Here is a 16,597-nt window from a genome sequence, read left to right as displayed (position 1 = left end):
CGTGCGTTCAAAGTCCCCAGCACCGGTCCGTCCCGCACCGCACCCCTCCGGTGCGGTGCCCCCGGCCGTGCCCGCCGATCTGGTGCCCCGGCACGTGGCAATCGTGATGGACGGCAACGGACGCTGGGCCAACCAGCGCGGACTGCCGCGCACCGAAGGGCACCGGGCAGGCGAGGCGGCGCTGCTGGACGTGATGGCCGGCGCCGTGGAGATGGGCATCCGGCACGTGTCCGTCTACGCCTTCTCCACCGAGAACTGGAAGCGTTCCCCGGAAGAAGTCCGCTTCCTCATGGGCTTCAGCCGCGACGTGCTGCGCCGGCAACGGGATCAGCTCAGTGAGTGGGGGGTGCGGATCCGCTGGTCGGGGCGCCGTCCGCGCCTCTGGCAGTCCGTGGTGAAGGAACTGGAAATCGCCGAAGAGGCCACTAAAGACAACACCGTGTGCACCTTGAACATGTGCGTAAACTACGGCGGCCGGGCCGAAATCACCGATGCCGTGTCCGCGATTGCCGCCGACGTGGCGCGCGGCAAGCTGCGCCCCGGCTCCATCACGGAAAAGACCATCCAAAAATATCTGGATGAACCGGACCTGCCGGACGTTGACCTGTTCCTGCGGACCTCCGGCGAGCAGCGGCTGTCCAACTTCATGCTCTGGCAGTCCGCCTATGCGGAAATGGTGTTCATGGACACCCTCTGGCCGGATGTGGATCGCCGCACCCTCTGGGAAGCGGTGGAAATCTACGCCCGCCGGGACCGGCGGTATGGAGGAGCGGTGGATCAGGCCGCTCCGGCCTAGGCCTGCGCTGTTTTTGTCAGGACCGTGCGCTTCTCTCCGGCTTCAGGACAAACGCCCGCGCCCACTGCTCGAGCTTGCCGTACACCCGCCGACGCACCGGCAGCGAAGAGAGCAGCACATCGTGCAGGGCGTCGTCGAACCGGCAGACGGTAACCTGCGGCCCCAGCAGCAGTCCCCGCTGCACCATGAGGTTCACGTCCAGGACGCTGTCCGAGGTTTTCATCGTCTCAGTCCAGGAGACGGCCACCGTGGACGTGGCTGAGGCCAGCAGCAGGATCGGCACCCGGATATCCAGCCCCCGCGCCACCTGGGCATGCCCGTTGAGCACCGCACTGATCCAGCCGGCCCGGATCGGCCAGCTGGAGGGCGGCCTCAGCTGCGGATCCAGGTCCCATTCACCGTCGCCCTGGCGGCTGATGCTGCGCCAGTAATTGGTGAGCTCGGGCACCTTCAGCCGAGCCTTGGGCCGCAGGCGCGCCAGCGGCTCCAGCAGTCCGGCGGTGGCAGTGCGCACGATCCACGAACCCCGCAGCTCCAACCAGGGGCTGTTCAGGATCAGTGCCTCAATGCGTCCGGGGTGACGGTGCGCCCAGAGCGAGGCAACCAGCCCGCCGGTGGAATGGGCCATCAGGCTGATCCGCACCGGGGTGTCCGCTTCCCGGCTGGACCGTATGTGGTCCGTGAGGGCAGCCATCGCCGCCTCGATGTCAGCGTCGTACTCCTGCAGGTCAGTGATGTACCCCGCGGTCTGCCCGGGGCGGAGGCTGCGGCCGTACTTGCGCAAATCCAGTGCGTAGAACGCCACCCCCAGTCCGGCCCAAAAGTCCGCCAGCTCGGTCTGGAAAAAGTAGTCGGTCCACCCGTGGATGTACAGGACGGCCTGCACCGGTTCAGGCGCAACGGGAGCGCGCAGTCGGTGCAGGAGTTCCCGTGCGCGGCCGGCAACGGTGGGCGGAGGCGGCGGCTTGGGAGCGTGGGAGACCAGAGTGGCGACAATGGGACCTTCGTCGTCTTCACCCAGTTCCAGGGTCAGGCACTGGTAGCCTGTCCCCAGAAAATCCGTTCTCCACTGCGCATCCATCCCTCCATCTTCCTACAGGAGCCGGCGGCGTCCATCTGCGGCGGAGTGGTCCGGAGCGTAACCCGAGACGGTGTACCGACCCGGAATTTGGTGCAGCGTCCCCGCAGTGGAAGCATGAAATCATGCGCGTCTACCCCGCCTTCTTCCGTGTCGTTTTTGCCGGCATGGATCCCGAAAAGGCCCACAAAATTGGTTTCGACCTGATCAAGGCTGCGGCGTTCACCCCTGCCGCGCCGCTGATGCGCCGCCTGATGAAACCTTCGCCGGAGCTGCGTGTGCAGGCCCTCGGGCTCGATTTTCCCTCCCCGTTTGGTTTGGCTGCCGGTTTCGACAAGGAAGGCTCGGGCATTGTCGCGCTGGGCAACATGGGCTTCGGCCACGTGGAAATCGGCACCGTGACCGGGCGCGCCCAACCGGGAAACCCCAAGCCTCGGCTGTTCCGGCTGGTGGAGGACCGTGCCGTGATCAACCGGATGGGCTTCAACAATGACGGCGCCGCCGCCGTCGCCCCCCGCGTGGCGCGTGCCCGGCGCGCGCTCGAGCGGGCCTGGGGTGCCAAGCGGCCGGTCATTGGCGTCAACATCGGCAAAACCAAGGCCGTGGACCTGGCCGATGCGGTGGACGATTACCTGACCAGCACGCGGGAACTCGCCCCGCAGGCCGACTACCTCGTGGTCAACGTGTCCTCGCCCAATACGCCGGGACTGCGCCTGCTGCAGAACATTGAGTCGCTGCGGCCGCTGCTGTCAGCCGTGGCTGCCGCAGCCGACGACGCGGCCGGACGGCATGTGCCCCTGCTGGTGAAAATTGCGCCCGACCTCACCGATGAGGATATTGACGACGTCGCCCGGCTGGCCCTGGATCTCGGCCTCGACGGCGTGGTCGCCACCAACACCACCGTCACCCGCGAAAACCTGGTGACTGATCCGCACAAGGTCACGGACTGTGGAGTGGGCGGACTCAGCGGTGCACCCCTGCGCCGCCGGTCCGTGGAAGTGCTTCAACGGCTGCACGCGGCTCTGGGTCCCAACGGTCCCGTCATCATTTCCGTGGGCGGTGTGGAAACCGCAGCGGACGTGCGCGAACGCCTGGCAGCGGGGGCAACCCTGGTGCAGGGCTACACCGCTTTCCTCTATGAAGGTCCGTTCTGGGCCGCCCGGATCAACCGGGAACTGGCCCGCACCCGGAGGTAACGCCAAAGGCCGGAAGCAACACAAAAGGAAGGGCTGCTTCCCCTGGAGATCCGGGGGAGCAGCCCTTCCTGTGTTCAATCTTGAAGTACTGTGCAGTCCTAAACTGCCTTTGAAGGCAGTGCCTATGCGGGCTTTTCGCCGCGCTTGACCTGTGCCTTCGGAAGACGGAAGCGGCGCAGCTGCAGGGCGCGGGAGACGCCGTACCAGACGTCACCGGAATTGGGGCCGCCGAACTTGTCGGTCAGGCGGCGGCGGATGAGTGCCCGCAGGATGAAGCTGTCGAGGATGACCGCCAGGATCAATACCCAGAAGGCCAGCATGACAATGCTCTGCACGGTGAGGTTCTGGATAAAGCTGACCACCACAAACACGAGGGCGGCGATCATGACGAATTCGCCGAGGTTCCAGCGGGAGTCCACTACGTCGCGGATGAACCGGCGCTGCGGTCCCTTGTCACGCAGCGGAAGGTAGCGCTCGTCGCCGGTGTCGAGCGCGGCACGGGTCTTCAGGCGTTCCTCGCGCATGGCTTCGCGGCTTGCGTTCTTGGCCGCCTTGCGGTCCGTGGGAACCAGCGGGCGCTGGCGCGCTGCGACCTGGTCCCGGCGCTTGGGGGTGGGAACTCCCTTCCCCGCGGCCGTGCGGGCTGAGCTGGTCTGGGCTGCCGCAGCAGCCTGGTCCACAGTTTCCTGCGCGGTGGGCGCTTCATTCTTTCGTCCGAACACCCCTCTAGGATACCTTGACGCCGGCGGATGGTGGCCGCGTGCGGAGGCTGTTCACCGTCCCTGCGCGGCCCGGCGTTGCGCATGTACTGTTTTGTTATGACTTTGATACCAGAAACCCCTTCGCCGTCAGTCGATGTGGATGCCCTGCGCTCCGCCGTGGCGGCCGATTTCCCCCGCACGGTCGAGCAGCTCAAGTCCCTCGTCTCGATCCCGGGCATCGCCTGGGACTCCTTTGATCCGGAACGCCTCAATGAGAGTGCCGAAGCAGTGGCTGCGCTGATCCGCGGGGCCGGGCTCACGGATGTGCAGATCCTGCGGGTGGACAACAACGGCAAGCCCGGCGGCCCCGCCGTCGTCGCCCGCCGTCCGGCCAGGGACGGCTTGCCCACCGTGCTGCTGTATGCGCACCACGACGTCCAGCCCCCCGGGGACCTGTCCCTCTGGGAAACGGAACCGTTTGTCGCCACCGAACGCAACGGGCGGCTGTACGGTCGCGGAGCGGCCGATGACAAAGCAGGCATCATGGCCCACATTGGCGCCCTCCGGGCATTGGATACGGTGCTGGGGGAGGACTCCGGCGTCGGCATCACGCTCTTCATCGAAGGGGAGGAAGAAGCGGGATCGCCCACGTTCCGCGATTTCCTCGAAACCTACCGCGACCTGCTCGAAGCGGACGTCATTGTGGTGGCAGACTCCGGCAACTGGAAGGTGGGCGTTCCTGCGCTGACCACCAGCCTCCGCGGAGTTGTGGACGGAACCTTCGAAGTCCAGGTGTTGGACCATGCCGTGCATTCGGGCATGTTCGGCGGACCCGTGCTGGATGCGCCCACCCTGCTGGCGCGCCTGATTGCCACCCTCCACGACGACGCCGGCGACGTGGCCGTTGAGGGCCTGGTGGCCTCCGACACCGCCGCCGTGGAATACGAGGAAGCGGACTTCCGCGAAGATTCCTCAGTGCTCGACGGCGTCCGGCTGGCCGGCACCGGATCCATTGCCTCCCGGCTCTGGACCAAGCCCGCCCTGGCCATTATCGGAATGGACGTGACGCCCGTGGACGTTTCCTCCAACACCATCGCACCCAAGGCGCGTGCCAGGTTCAGTCTCCGCCTGGCGCCGGGACAGGACCCCGCAGCGGCCATGGCCGCCGTCGAGCGCCATGTCCAGGCACATGCCCCGTTTGGCGCGAAGGTCACCTTCACCCCGGGGGAGCAGGGGCAGGCGTTCGCCACCGACACCTCCGCTCCGGCGGCGCGCACCGCCCTGTGGGCACTGCGCGAAGCCTGGGGCGGCGTCGAACCGGTGGAATCGGGAATGGGCGGGTCCATTCCCTTTATCGCCGACCTGACGGAGCTGTTCCCCTCGGCGCAGATCCTGATCACCGGCGTTGAGGACCCGGATTCACGTGCCCACAGCGCCAATGAGTCCCTGGACCTTGGTGATTTCCGTAACGCCGTGCTGGCGGAGGCCCTGCTGCTGGCCAGCCTCGGACAGGCTTCGAAGGCCTAGCCCGTCATTTTGCACAGCGGCACCGCGGCCGGGCACGGAAATCTTTTTGTGCCCGGCCGCGTTGCGTCTGGGTGTAAGCACCGACGTACCATGGAGAAGGACCTGGCCCGGAGCCTTCGGGGGAGCAACTGCCCTCCCGTGCACGGTCCACGTGAGGAAAGAGAGAAGCAATGAGCACTTCCACCAGCGAAACCGGCACCGGCGTGGATGCCGCGGCAACCGCCCCCGAGGCAGAGCTGCCGACCCACGAAGTTGCGCTCTCCGAGGTTGCTGCGGGAAAGGTCCGCAGCCTCCTGGAGCAGGAAGGCCGGACGGACCTGCGGCTTCGCGTGGCCGTTCAGCCCGGCGGCTGTTCCGGCCTGATTTACCAGCTGTACTTTGACGAGCGTGTCCTGGACGGCGACGCCGTCCGCGACTTCGACGGCGTCGAGGTCATTGTCGACAAGATGAGCGTGCCGTACCTGTCCGGCGCCTCGATCGACTTCGAGGACACCATTTCCAAGCAGGGGTTCACCATCGACAACCCCAACGCAGGCGGATCGTGTGCCTGCGGAGACTCTTTCCACTAAGCTGCGTCCCGTGGCCCCGTTTCACTGACGGGGCCTTCGGCCGTTGGCCGTAACACACGGTATTTTGCCAAGGACGCGGTGCGGTCTGTCACTGGATGGCCACGCGTGCGGGTAAGCTCTACACGTAGTAGTAAAACTGATCGTGCGCAGCTGGGGATTCGTCTGCCCGCTGTGCCGCACTTGCACGTAACAAGAGGAAGGGCCGTCTGTGAGTTCGCAGGACCGAACCAGCAGCCGACGCGCCAGGATCTTAAAGATCTCAGCCGTAACGTCGGCCGGCGCGTTGTTTTTATCGGGTTGTTCAGCAGAAGCCCAACGGGGATGGTTGCCCACAGAGCGCGACACCACCAACCACACCGGCCGCATCATGGACCTCTGGGTCAATTCATGGATCGCGGCACTGGCTGTTGGCGTGCTCACCTGGGCGCTGATTCTTTGGTGCATCATCGCCTACCGGCGCCGGAAGAATGAGACCGGCTACCCGCGTCAGCTCAGCTACAACCTCCCCCTGGAGATCTTCTACACGGCCATCCCGCTGTTCATGGTCTTGGTGCTGTTCTACTTCACTGACCAGGACATCCGCGCCATCAGTGAGCGCGTTGATGATCCCGACGTCGTTGTGGACGTCCGCGGAAAGCAGTGGTCCTGGGACTTCAACTACGTCACCGAGGACAAGTATGACCTCAACGTCCAGGTGAACCTGGACGGCCAGGAAAAGTCGGAGTCGGAAATGCCGACCCTGTACCTGCCGGTCAACCAGACCGTTGAGCTCCAGCTCAACTCCCGCGACGTGCAGCACTCCTTCTGGGTTCCGGCCTTCCTGCAGAAGATGGACCTTTACCCGGGACGCACCAACTACATCAACATCACTCCCGGCATCGAAGGCACCTACGAGGGCAAGTGCGCGGAACTCTGCGGCGAGTACCACTCGGAAATGCTCTTCAACGTCAAGGTGGTTTCGGAAGCCGAATACGACGCGTACGTGGCTACCCTGCCCGACGGTCAGGTCGGCTCCGAGTACGACCGCGTGTACAACTCAGAATCAAGCGAAGTAAGGAGGTAGGAGGAAGCTGTGACTACTCTCGAATACACTTCGGAAGAAACTCAGGTTGCACCGCGCGTCGTCCCCGTCTCCAAGGGGCGCATTATTGTCAGCTGGATCACTTCCACTGACCACAAGACCATCGGGTACATGTACCTGATCGCATCATTCATTTTCTTCTGTCTCGCAGGTGTGATGGCCCTGGTCATCCGTGCCGAGCTGTTTGAACCCGGCATGCAGATTGTGCAGACCAAGGAACAGTACAACCAGCTGTTCACCATGCATGGCACTGTCATGCTGCTGATGTTCGCCACCCCGCTGTTCTCCGGCTTTGCCAACGTCATGATGCCGCTGCAAATCGGTGCTCCCGACGTCGCTTTCCCCCGCCTGAACGCCCTGGCGTTCTGGTTCTTCCTCTTCGGCAGCACCATTGCCGTTGCCGGCTTCATCACCCCGCAGGGCGCCGCCTCCTTCGGCTGGTTCGCCTATGCGCCGCTGTCCAACACCACGTTCTCTCCGGGGGTCGGCGGGGATCTATGGGTGTTCGGCCTGGCCCTGTCAGGTTTCGGAACCATCCTGGGTGCGGTCAACTTCATCACCACCATCATCTGCATGCGTGCCCCGGGCATGACCATGTGGCGCATGCCGATCTTCACCTGGAACACGCTGGTTACGGCCATCCTGGTCCTCATGGCATTCCCGCCGCTGGCGGCTGCACTGTTCGCACTGGGTGCGGACCGGCGGTTCGGAGCACATATCTTTGACCCCGAGCGCGGCGGTGCCATCCTGTGGCAGCACCTGTTCTGGTTCTTCGGCCACCCCGAGGTGTACATCATCGCCCTGCCGTTCTTCGGCATCGTCTCGGAGATCTTCCCGGTCTTCAGCCGCAAGCCGATCTTCGGCTACAAGGGCCTGGTCTACGCAACGATTGCCATTGCAGCCCTGTCCGTGACCGTGTGGGCCCACCACATGTATGTCACCGGCGCCGTCATGCTTCCGTTCTTCGCCTTCATGACCATGTTGATTGCGGTGCCTACGGGCGTGAAGTTCTTCAACTGGATCGGCACGATGTGGCGGGGGTCCATTACCTTTGAGACGCCCATGCTGTGGAGCATCGGCTTCCTCATCACCTTCCTGTTCGGTGGCCTGACCGGCATCATCCTGTCCTCGCCGCCGCTGGACTTCCACGTCTCTGACACGTACTTCGTGGTTGCCCACTTCCACTACGTGATATTCGGAACCGTTGTATTCGCCATGTTCGCCGGCTTCTACTTCTGGTGGCCGAAGTGGACCGGAAAGATGCTCAACGAGCGTCTGGGCAAGATCCACTTCTGGATGCTGTTCGTCGGCTTCCACGCCACGTTCCTGATCCAGCACTGGCTGGGTGTCATCGGCATGCCGCGCCGTTACGCCGACTACCTGCCGGAGGACAACTTCACGCTGATGAACCAGTTCTCCACCTACGGCTCCTTCCTGCTGGGCGCGTCCATGATTCCGTTCTTCTGGAACGTGTACATCACCTGGCGCCACGGTAAGAAGGTTGAAGTTGATGACCCCTGGGGCTTCGGCGGATCACTCGAGTGGGCCACGTCCTGCCCGCCGCCGCGGCACAACTTCACGTCGCTGCCGCGCATCCGTTCGGAGCGTCCGGCACTGGACCTGCACCACCCCGAACTGCAGCAGACCGTGACCGATGATTCGGCCGCCGGCAAGGTTCTGGGCGCTGCTGATCGTAAGGAGAAGGCCAAGTGAAGGTAGAGACAAAGCTCTTCGCCTATATGGCACCGTTCTTCCTCGTGGTCGGCGTTGTCTACGGCTACATGGTTGAGTGGATGGAACCCGTGGGCTACCTGGCCCTGTTCCTGACGGCCGCCATGTCCGCCATGATCGCCTTCTACATCGGCTTCACCGGCAAGCGCGTCGGCCCCCGGCCGGAAGACCGCCTCGACGCTGAAATCCATGAGGGTTCCGGCGAGCAGGGCTTCTTCAGCCCGTGGAGCTGGTGGCCGCTGCTGCTCGGCCTTTCCGCCGCCGGCGGGTTCCTGGGCATGGCCGTTGGCTGGTGGATCCTCTTCATCAGTGCAGGCCTGGCGCTCGTCGCGCTGGTCGGCTGGGTGTACGAGTACAGCCGCGGCGCCCACGCCCACTAGGGTCCGGGACCAAGCCAGAAACACAACAGCATAAGCAACACACACCAAAGGGTCCGCAGGCAACTGCGGACCCTTTGTTGTGCGTCCGTCAGTTGTGCGTGCGGCGGAGAGTGCACCGGCCGTGGACGAGGCTGGTCTGCGGCTATCCTTGGATGAGCAACAGCGCCAGAGGAAGGAACCGCATGCGCAGCAGAACGTGCTCCGGGACCGGGCGGATATGACAAACCATGCCCTGCGCGGCCTGCCGGACATGATTGACGAGGGCGCCGCAGTAGCGAAGCACCTTCAGTTGCAGAACATCCTGCGGCGCTTTGTTGAAGAGCACGCGGCGGCCGGTGCGGCGATTCCCTCGGAACGGGAACTTGCCGCGCATTTCGGCGTGGCCCGGATGACGGTGCGCCAGGCCATTGACGCACTGGTTGCCGACGAGGTCCTCGAACGGGTGGTGGGGTTGGGTACCTTCGTGGCCCGGCCCAAACTCGACCTTCAGGTCAAGCTCACCTCCTACAGCGAGGAAATGGCCCGCCGCGGAATGGTCCCCGACGCGCGTGTCCTCAGCTTCGAGCAGGTGGGGGCATCGCACCTGGTGGCGCGTGAACTGCAGATCGACCCCGGTCAGCCGGTTGTCCGGTTCCGCCGGCAGATGCTTGCCGACGGCGAGCCCATGAGCGTTGATGAGAACTTCATCCCTGCTGTCCATGTTCCGGGGATGCTGGACGAGGAGCCGCCCACCTCGCTGTACCGCGTACTGAGCGAACGCTACGGCATGGTGATGGAATGGGGAGAGGACACAATCGAGGCCACCGCAGCTTCGGCTTCCACCGCCCGTTTGCTCAATGTCGAGCTTGGCGCTCCGCTGCTGAAGATTCAGCGGCACGCCTACGTCTCCCGAAGCATGGTGGATTATTCCGTCTCCTACTACCGCGCGGACCGCTACAAGCTCTGGGTGCCCCTACAACGGCCTGGAATGCGCACTCCGCGTTCCTATCACCCCGGACGGCATCCCGGCTCCTAAGCGCCCTGCCTGAGACGGGGGAGCGGCCCTGAGGCGGAGATACCGCACATCCCGGTGCCCGTGCGGCACCGCAATGACCAACACCAGCCAGAAAGGCTACCTACATGAGCATCACCGTGATGTACCGGCGCGACAGCAGGGGAGTCCTGCACTTTCGGGAAGCGATGTATGACGTCGACTCCCAGGAATTCATGCTCACCCAGGGCAAGGTCGGCAACATGGGAACCAGCAGTGCCTCTGCGGGAGTGGACGAAGCCGCCGCGGAGAAGAGGTTTGCAGCCTTCGCCGCAAAATCAGCGGAACTTGGCTACGCCGAGATTGCGGCCGAGGAACAGTTCTGGGTTGTCGCGCAATACGCGCTGAAATCCGCCGAAGGCACCGAACGCGATCGCTACCTCGAGTACAAGGCCCGCACCGCACTGGCCTCCTACTTTTCCTGGCGGGGGCTGGGATCCGTGGAGGAGAGCGAGTTCGCTCCGGGGAAGCTGAACATCTTCACCTTGGTTCCGGACGTGCCCAGGGCGGTCAAGGGCATGCTGGTGGTGCTTCGGGACGCCAACCTGGACTTCACCAAGCTGAGCATCGGGTCGGCCCCCGTTGCCGATACAAGCAGCTGGAAGCGCAGGCATCCCCTTCCGGCAAAGAGCCCGTTCACTTTGGACTAGCACCAACCGCCATCCTTGCAAGGGGAGCCTCCCGCATCTGCCGGGAGGCTCCCCTTATGCGTTATTAGGGGCAGAAGCGGGGAGCTTCTCTCAAAATGCCCAGGCGTGGCCGCCTGCGGCTGTTGCAACAGAAAAGGAGCCGGCCAGCTTTCGCTGGCCGGCTCCTTTAGCCGTACTGATGAGCAGTGCTGAGTATCAGCGCTGAGAACTACCGGTTCGTGATCGAAGCCTGGTCTTCCTCAGCCGCTTCCACTTCAGCGGGCGTTTCGTGATGGTGCGCATCCTCGAGCTCGCGAGGCGTCACCGGAGCAACCCTGTCTTCGAAGAAGAACCGCGACAGGCGGCCGCGCAGCTTCTCCTTGCCGGAGATCTTGCCGCGGGCATCCGGCTGGGCCGGAATGGCTTCGGGCGAATCGAAGTCAACGAGCTTGTAGCGCTTGAACTCGTCCACCGGCTGGTGGACCTCGATGTACTCACCGTGCGGGAGACGGACAATGCGTCCGCTTTCCACGCCGTGGAGCACGATCTCGCGGTCCTTGCGCTGCAGTGCCAGGGCAATGCGGCGGGCGACGGCGAAGCCGATCAGCGGTCCGAAGATCACCAGGAAGCGCAGCCAGTAGGTCACGTCGTTCAGCGACACATGGAAGTGCGTGGCGATGAGGTCGGAGCTGGCAGCAGCCCACATGGTGCAGTAGAAGATGATGCCGGCAACGCCGACGCCGGTGCGGAACGGAGCGTTCCGCGGGCGGTCCAGCAGGTTGTGGACGCGCTTGTCCTTGGTCAGCCAAGCTTCGATCCACGGCCAGGTGAACAGCAGCGTGAACACGATGCCTGCCGGTACCAACGCCGGGAACAGAACGTTGAAGGAGAGCGTGTTGGTGCCCCACGGGAACGGAATGTTCCACTCCATCGGGATGTTCCCAATCCAGCCCGGCATCAGGCGCAGGGCGCCGTCAACCCAGCCGATGTACCAGTCAGGCTGGGTACCGGCGGAAACGGGGGAGGGGTCATAGGGGCCGTAGTTCCAGATCGGGTTGATCGTGAACAGGCCCGCGATGATGGCGATGATGCCGAAGACGATGAAGAAGAATCCACCGGCCTTTGCAGCGTAAACCGGACCAACCGGGTAGCCCACCACGTTCATGTTCGTGCGGCCGGGGCCGCGGAACTGGGTGTGCTTGTGGATGACAACCATGAACAGGTGGATGGCGATCATCAGCAGGATCAGGGCGGGAACCAGCAGGATGTGCAGCATGTACAGGCGGCCGATGATGTCGGTGCCCGGGAACTCGCCTCCGAAGAGGAAGAAGCTGATGTACGTGCCAACCACCGGCACCGACTTGATAACGCCGTCGATGATGCGCAGGCCGTTGCCGGACAGCAGGTCATCGGGGAGGGAGTAGCCGGTGAAGCCTGCAGCGAGGGAGAGGATCAGCAGAACGCCGCCCACCACCCAGTTGAGCTCGCGGGGCTTGCGGAAAGCACCGGTGAAGAACACGCGCAGCATGTGCACGGAGACGGCGGCTACGAAGAGCAGCGCCGACCAGTGGTGCACCTGGCGCATGAACAGACCGCCGCGGATATCGAACGAGATGTTCAGCGAAGACTCGTACGCCACGGACATCTCGACGCCCTGAAGCGGCACATAGCTGCCGTGGTAGTGCGTTTCGGCCATGGACGGGTCGAAGAAGAACGTCAGGAAGGTGCCCGAAAGCAGCAGGATGACGAAGCAGTACAGCGCAACTTCACCGAACATGAACGTCCAGTGGTCGGGGAAGACCTTGCGGCCGAACTCCTTGACCATCGCGGAACCGCTGACTCGGGAGTCAACGAAGTTGGTGACGCGGCCAAGACGGGTCTTGGCCTCATAGGGGGTAGCGGAGGGAACACTCATGGTTTAGCCACGCTCCCAGTAGCTCGGTCCAACGGGTTCATGGAAATCGCTGGTGGCGATCAGGTAACCGTCTTCGTCGACTGCGATGGGCAGCTGCGGAAGCGGGTGAACGGCCGGCCCGAAGATGACCTTGCATTCCTGCGTGAGGTCAAAGGTGGACTGGTGGCAGGGGCACAGGAGGTGGTGGGTGTGCTGTTCGTACAGCGCCACCGGGCAACCAACGTGGGTGCAGATCTTGGAGTAGGCGACAATGCCGTCTACGTTCCAGTCTTCGCGTCCGGGGGAGGGGTTGAGCGATTCCGGGTCCAGGCGCATGAGCAGGACAACGGCCTTGGCCTTTTCCTCCAGCTTGTGCTCGGACTCATTCAGGCCCTCGGGGATGACGTGGAACGCTGAACCCAGCGTCACGTCCGATGCCTTGATGCGGGTGCCGCTGGGGTCGCGGGTCAGGTGTACGCCGTCGGCCCACATGGTATGGCGCAGGACGTCACCGGGCAGCGGACCGAGGTCGCGGAAGACGGCGATGGCCGGAAGCGGTGCGAGGACCATGGCTCCAAGGAGCGTGTTCCGGATCAGGGGACGGCGCTTGATGCCCGTCTCCTCGATGATGTCGCCCAGCATCTTCTCAGCGATGACGCGGTCTTCCTCGGGACGGATTTCATGCCGTTCCTCGGTGATTTCGTGGTCCGGCATGAGCGTCTTGGCCCAGTGCACAATACCGACGCCGATGCCCAGCATCGCGAAGGCGGTGCCAAGCCCCAGGAGCAGGTTCTGCACCCGGATGTCGGCAATGGTGTGGCCGCCTTCAAGCTTGATGCCGAAGTACCCGATGAAAAACACGAGCGTACCGATGATGGAAATGACGAACAATGCCGCCACCTGCTTCTCGGCGCGCTTCTCAGCCTGGGGATTCGTATCGGCCAGGCGAGGACGGTGCGGAGGAAGACCGGGATTCCGGAACTTCTCTTCGTCGTCCTGGCCAGCCGTAGCGACGGTGCCCGAGGTGTTCGGACTGCCGTGACTATGGTCGCCCATGATCCCCCTCATCCTTCTCTTGAAACTGCATTTATAGACCTATGTGTAACTGTGATGTCACCCCGGGAGGGTGAGCGCGGGTGATGTCTAGGAAGACCGGGAGGTCAACCAAATGGTGAAAGCAATGACGAGGCCGAGGCCGGCCGTCCAGATGAACAGGCCTTCGGAAACCGGGCCCAGGGACCCGAGCTGGGCACCGCCCGGAGAGCCGTTGGCTTCGATGTTCTTCAGGAAGGCAATGATGCTCTGCTTGTCCTCAGGGGAGACGTTGGCGTCGTTGAAGACGGGCATGTTCTGCGGGCCCGTGACCATGGCCTCGTAGATGTGCTTCTCGGAGACGCCCTCCAGGGAGGGAGCAAACTTACCCTGCGTCAGGGCACCGCCGGCGCCTGCTGCGTTGTGGCACATGGCGCAGTTGACCCGGAAGAGCTCGCCGCCCTCGGCTGCGTTGCCGCCCGCCGCGTCGACGGTTTCAGCGTCCGGTACGACAGGACCGGCACCGAGGCTTGCCACGTAGGCGGCCAGCTGGCTGGTCTGTTCTTCAGTGAACTGGACGGGCTTCTGCTGGGCCTGCGGGCCCTGCATGGCCATGGGCATGCGGCCGGTGCCGACCTGGAAGTCTACGGATGCGGCGCCGACGCCGATGAGCGAGGGACCGTTCGCGGATCCCGATGCATCCATGCCGTGGCAGGTGGCGCAGTTGGCGATGAAGAGCTTCTCGCCCTGGTCTTTGTCATCAGCCGTGTAGGCGGTGCTGGCAGCCTGGGCCTCGTTGGCCCCGCTGACAGCTGCGTAGAGCCCACCCGTAACGAGGAGCCCCAGCAGCAGCAGCGCAACTGCTGCTAGGGGATGACGTCGCCTTTGCGATAGTGCCTTCACTTGGTGGTTCCTAACTTGTGTGGTCTTTGGTGTGCTGGTGCCACTGTGGATTTCTTTGGTATTTGCCGGCTCAAACAGGTGTTACTTGAGGAAGTAGATGATGACGAACAGGGCAATCCAGACTACGTCCACGAAGTGCCAGTAGTACGAGGTCACGATCGCGGAGGTGGCTTCGAAGTGTCCGAAACGCTTCGCTGCGTAGGCTCGTCCAATGATGAACAGGAACGCGATGAGTCCGCCGAGCACGTGAAGGCCGTGGAAACCGGTCGTCAGGTAGAACGAGGAACCGTAGGAGTTCGAGGAGATCGATACTCCCTCGGTCACGAGCATCGCGTATTCGTAAGCCTGGACGGATACGAAGATTGCACCCATGAGGAAGGTGAGGAGGAACCACTCGACCATGCCCCAGCGGGAAACTTGGAAGAGTCCCCCTGTGCGGCGCGGCTGAAGGCGTTCGGCGGCAAAGACGCCGAACTGGCAGGTAACGGAACTAAGAACAAGGATCACCGTGTTCGCCAACGCAAACGGAACGTTGAGCTTCTCGGTCTCCATGGCCCACAGGTCGCTCGAGGTGGAGCGAAGAGTGAAATACATGGCGAAGAGAGCGGCGAAAAACATCAGTTCGCTGGCCAGCCACACTACGGTTCCGACGGAGACCATATTGGGGCGGTTCAGCGTGGGGTGAGCCGGGGTACTGGGGGCATGGGTCGCTGTTGTCACATAGACATTATGGACGTAAAACTCTCCACTTCTCCAACAGATATTCACGATCGGCGCGTCAAAATAGTGCCGAAACCCCGCGGATCCCAGTAACGGCGCGGAAGTGGCTCTCCAGAAACAAATCCGCATTTTCTACGAATCGTAGATAACCTAGGGGATGTGACTACGAATCCGAGCTCTGAACACACCTGGCCGACGCTCATCAACGCCCTGATTCTGCGGCAGGATCTGCGCGCTGACCAGACCCGATGGGCGATGAATTCGATCATGGCGGGGGAGGCCTCGGATGCCCAGATGGCCGGCTTTCTGGTGGCCCTGCGGGCCAAGGGCGAGACGGTCCAGGAGCTGACCGGACTGGTGGAGGCCATGCTGGAGAACGCACGGCCCATCGAAATTACGGGGGAGACCCTGGACATTGTGGGCACCGGCGGTGACCGGCACAACACAGTGAACATTTCGTCCATGGCCGCTCTTGTCTGCGCCGGGGCCGGAGCCAAGGTGGTCAAGCACGGCAACCGGGCGGCGTCGTCGTCATCCGGGTCCGCGGACGTCATCGAAGCTCTGGGCGTGCGCCTGGACCTCACAGTGGACCGGGTGGCGGAGGCTGCGGCGACCGCCGGCATCACGTTCTGTTTCGCCCAGGTGTTCCACCCGTCCATGCGGCATGCGGCGGTGCCGAGGCGTGAAATGGGTGTGGCGACTGCCTTCAATTTCATGGGGCCGCTGACCAACCCGTCCCGCCCCGCCGCGTCGGCGATTGGGGTGGCCGATGCCCGGCTGGCGCCCCTGATGGCCGGGGTTCTTGCAGCCCGCGGCGTACGCGCCCTTGTCTTCCGCGGTGAGGACGGACTGGATGAGATGACGACGACGGGCGTCTCCACGGTCTGGGAGGTCCGCAACGGGGCCGTGGAGGTGTCAACGGTGGATCCCCTGGACCTCGGGATCCCCCGGGCCACCCTGGACGATCTGCGGGGCGGAGACGCTGCCGCCAATGCCGCGGTGGTGCGCAGTGTGCTGGCCGGTGATAAGGGGCCCGTACGGGACGCCGTCGTCCTCAATGCCGGTGCGGCGCTGGTGGCGCTGGACCCGCAGGCTCAGGGTGACCTGAGGGAACGGCTCACGGCCGGAATCAGGCGTGCGGAAGAGGCCATAGACTCCGGTTCGGCCCAGGCGGCGCTGGACCGCTGGATTGCTGTCACCCGGTAGTCCGACTCCCTCACTGCAGAAAATTCGGGCCGGCCCATCCCGCCTTTTCCGCCGGTTTTTGACCACAAATTCGGTGTTCACAGACCCAAATGAGGCCCTTTTTCGCCTCCGCAGGAGGTGAAAA

Annotated in this window: 16 protein-coding genes; 10 read left to right on the top strand and 6 right to left on the bottom strand. The window is 63.7% G+C overall.

The window, feature by feature from the left end; all coding sequences use genetic code 11:
* Position 1 precedes the first annotated feature (1 nt).
* Positions 2–796, top strand: a complete 795-nt coding sequence (locus MUG94_RS09620; RefSeq protein WP_227889957.1) for an isoprenyl transferase — start codon at positions 2–4, stop codon at positions 794–796.
* Between the two features lie 16 nt (positions 797–812).
* Here the strand turns inward: MUG94_RS09620 and MUG94_RS09615 are convergent, their stop codons facing one another.
* Positions 813–1,877, bottom strand: a complete 1,065-nt coding sequence (locus MUG94_RS09615; protein ID WP_227907665.1) for an alpha/beta hydrolase — start codon at positions 1,875–1,877, stop codon at positions 813–815.
* A gap of 122 nt (positions 1,878–1,999) precedes the next feature.
* Between MUG94_RS09615 and MUG94_RS09610 the strand changes: the two genes are divergently transcribed.
* Positions 2,000–3,070, top strand: coding sequence for a quinone-dependent dihydroorotate dehydrogenase (locus MUG94_RS09610; RefSeq protein WP_227907666.1), 1,071 nt, complete (start codon positions 2,000–2,002; stop codon positions 3,068–3,070).
* A 122-nt stretch (positions 3,071–3,192) separates the two neighbouring features.
* Here the strand turns inward: MUG94_RS09610 and MUG94_RS09605 are convergent, their stop codons facing one another.
* Positions 3,193–3,792 carry a DUF3043 domain-containing protein gene (locus tag MUG94_RS09605; RefSeq protein WP_227907667.1) on the bottom strand — a complete coding sequence of 200 codons (600 nt, stop codon included), beginning with the start codon at positions 3,790–3,792 and terminating at the stop codon, positions 3,193–3,195.
* A gap of 96 nt (positions 3,793–3,888) precedes the next feature.
* Between MUG94_RS09605 and MUG94_RS09600 the strand changes: the two genes are divergently transcribed.
* From MUG94_RS09600 to MUG94_RS09570, 7 genes are all read left to right on the top strand, one after another.
* Positions 3,889–5,298: a dipeptidase gene (locus MUG94_RS09600; protein ID WP_227889953.1), complete on the top strand. Its 1,410-nt coding sequence runs from the start codon at positions 3,889–3,891 to the stop codon at positions 5,296–5,298.
* 170 nt (positions 5,299–5,468) lie between these two features.
* Positions 5,469–5,867 (top strand): HesB/IscA family protein, encoded by a 399-nt coding sequence (locus MUG94_RS09595; RefSeq protein WP_227907668.1) that lies wholly within the window; start codon positions 5,469–5,471, stop codon positions 5,865–5,867.
* A gap of 208 nt (positions 5,868–6,075) precedes the next feature.
* Entirely contained in the window at positions 6,076–6,930 is an 855-nt protein-coding gene (ctaC, locus tag MUG94_RS09590) for an aa3-type cytochrome oxidase subunit II (RefSeq protein ID WP_227889951.1), read from the top strand.
* Between the two features lie 9 nt (positions 6,931–6,939).
* Positions 6,940–8,661 carry an aa3-type cytochrome oxidase subunit I gene (gene ctaD / locus MUG94_RS09585; protein ID WP_227889950.1) on the top strand — a complete coding sequence of 574 codons (1,722 nt, stop codon included), beginning with the start codon at positions 6,940–6,942 and terminating at the stop codon, positions 8,659–8,661.
* Entirely contained in the window at positions 8,658–9,059 is a 402-nt protein-coding gene (locus MUG94_RS09580; RefSeq protein WP_227907669.1) for a cytochrome c oxidase subunit 4, read from the top strand. Before ctaD ends, MUG94_RS09580 begins: the two co-directional genes overlap by 4 nt.
* A 250-nt stretch (positions 9,060–9,309) precedes the next feature.
* A complete protein-coding gene (locus MUG94_RS09575; RefSeq protein ID WP_227890295.1) occupies positions 9,310–10,074 on the top strand; it encodes a GntR family transcriptional regulator in 765 nt (254 codons plus the stop codon).
* A 104-nt stretch (positions 10,075–10,178) separates the two neighbouring features.
* Complete coding sequence (locus MUG94_RS09570; RefSeq protein WP_227907670.1) at positions 10,179–10,739, top strand: hypothetical protein; 561 nt, start codon at positions 10,179–10,181, stop codon at positions 10,737–10,739.
* Positions 10,740–10,947: 208 nt separating this feature from the next.
* On the opposite strand, the gene qcrB is transcribed toward MUG94_RS09570, so the two are convergent.
* The 4 genes from qcrB to ctaE all read right to left on the bottom strand — a co-directional run bounded on the left by qcrB (position 10,948) and on the right by ctaE (position 15,267).
* The gene (gene qcrB / locus MUG94_RS09565; RefSeq protein WP_227907671.1) at positions 10,948–12,633 is read right to left on the bottom strand and encodes a cytochrome bc1 complex cytochrome b subunit; all 1,686 of its coding nucleotides are present in this window, start codon (positions 12,631–12,633) and stop codon (positions 10,948–10,950) included.
* Positions 12,634–12,636: 3 nt separating this feature from the next.
* Entirely contained in the window at positions 12,637–13,668 is a 1,032-nt protein-coding gene (gene qcrA, locus MUG94_RS09560) for a cytochrome bc1 complex Rieske iron-sulfur subunit (RefSeq protein WP_227889946.1), read from the bottom strand.
* An 87-nt stretch (positions 13,669–13,755) separates the two neighbouring features.
* On the bottom strand, positions 13,756–14,547 hold the full coding sequence (gene qcrC / locus MUG94_RS09555; RefSeq protein WP_227907672.1) for a cytochrome bc1 complex diheme cytochrome c subunit: 792 nt from the start codon (positions 14,545–14,547) through the stop codon (positions 13,756–13,758).
* Positions 14,548–14,628: 81 nt separating this feature from the next.
* The gene (gene ctaE, locus MUG94_RS09550; protein WP_227889944.1) at positions 14,629–15,267 is read right to left on the bottom strand and encodes an aa3-type cytochrome oxidase subunit III; all 639 of its coding nucleotides are present in this window, start codon (positions 15,265–15,267) and stop codon (positions 14,629–14,631) included.
* 159 nt (positions 15,268–15,426) lie between these two features.
* On the opposite strand from ctaE, the gene trpD reads away from it, so the two are divergent.
* Positions 15,427–16,473, top strand: a complete 1,047-nt coding sequence (gene trpD, locus MUG94_RS09545; RefSeq protein ID WP_227907673.1) for an anthranilate phosphoribosyltransferase — start codon at positions 15,427–15,429, stop codon at positions 16,471–16,473.
* Positions 16,474–16,597: the final 124 nt, after the last annotated feature.

The organism is Arthrobacter gengyunqii (genome assembly GCF_023022985.1).
Classification (GTDB): Bacteria; Actinomycetota; Actinomycetes; order Actinomycetales; family Micrococcaceae; genus Arthrobacter_B; species Arthrobacter_B gengyunqii.
The sequence above is the reverse complement of the archived record's forward strand: the minus strand, read 5'-3'. Positions and strand labels throughout refer to the sequence as shown.

What these genes read in the sequence shown, in the direction of transcription:
- MUG94_RS09610 (WP_227907666.1), top strand. Translation starts at nt 2,000, where the DNA reads ATGCGCGTCTACCCCGCCTTCTTCCGTGTCGTTTTTGCCGGCATGGAT.
- qcrA (WP_227889946.1), bottom strand. Translation starts at nt 13,668, where the DNA reads ATGGGCGACCATAGTCACGGCAGTCCGAACACCTCGGGCACCGTCGCT.
- MUG94_RS09600 (WP_227889953.1), top strand. Translation starts at nt 3,889, where the DNA reads ATGACTTTGATACCAGAAACCCCTTCGCCGTCAGTCGATGTGGATGCC.
- MUG94_RS09575 (WP_227890295.1), top strand. Translation starts at nt 9,310, where the DNA reads ATGATTGACGAGGGCGCCGCAGTAGCGAAGCACCTTCAGTTGCAGAAC.
- MUG94_RS09570 (WP_227907670.1), top strand. Translation starts at nt 10,179, where the DNA reads ATGAGCATCACCGTGATGTACCGGCGCGACAGCAGGGGAGTCCTGCAC.
- MUG94_RS09595 (WP_227907668.1), top strand. Translation starts at nt 5,469, where the DNA reads ATGAGCACTTCCACCAGCGAAACCGGCACCGGCGTGGATGCCGCGGCA.
- qcrB (WP_227907671.1), bottom strand. Translation starts at nt 12,633, where the DNA reads ATGAGTGTTCCCTCCGCTACCCCCTATGAGGCCAAGACCCGTCTTGGC.
- MUG94_RS09615 (WP_227907665.1), bottom strand. Translation starts at nt 1,877, where the DNA reads ATGGATGCGCAGTGGAGAACGGATTTTCTGGGGACAGGCTACCAGTGC.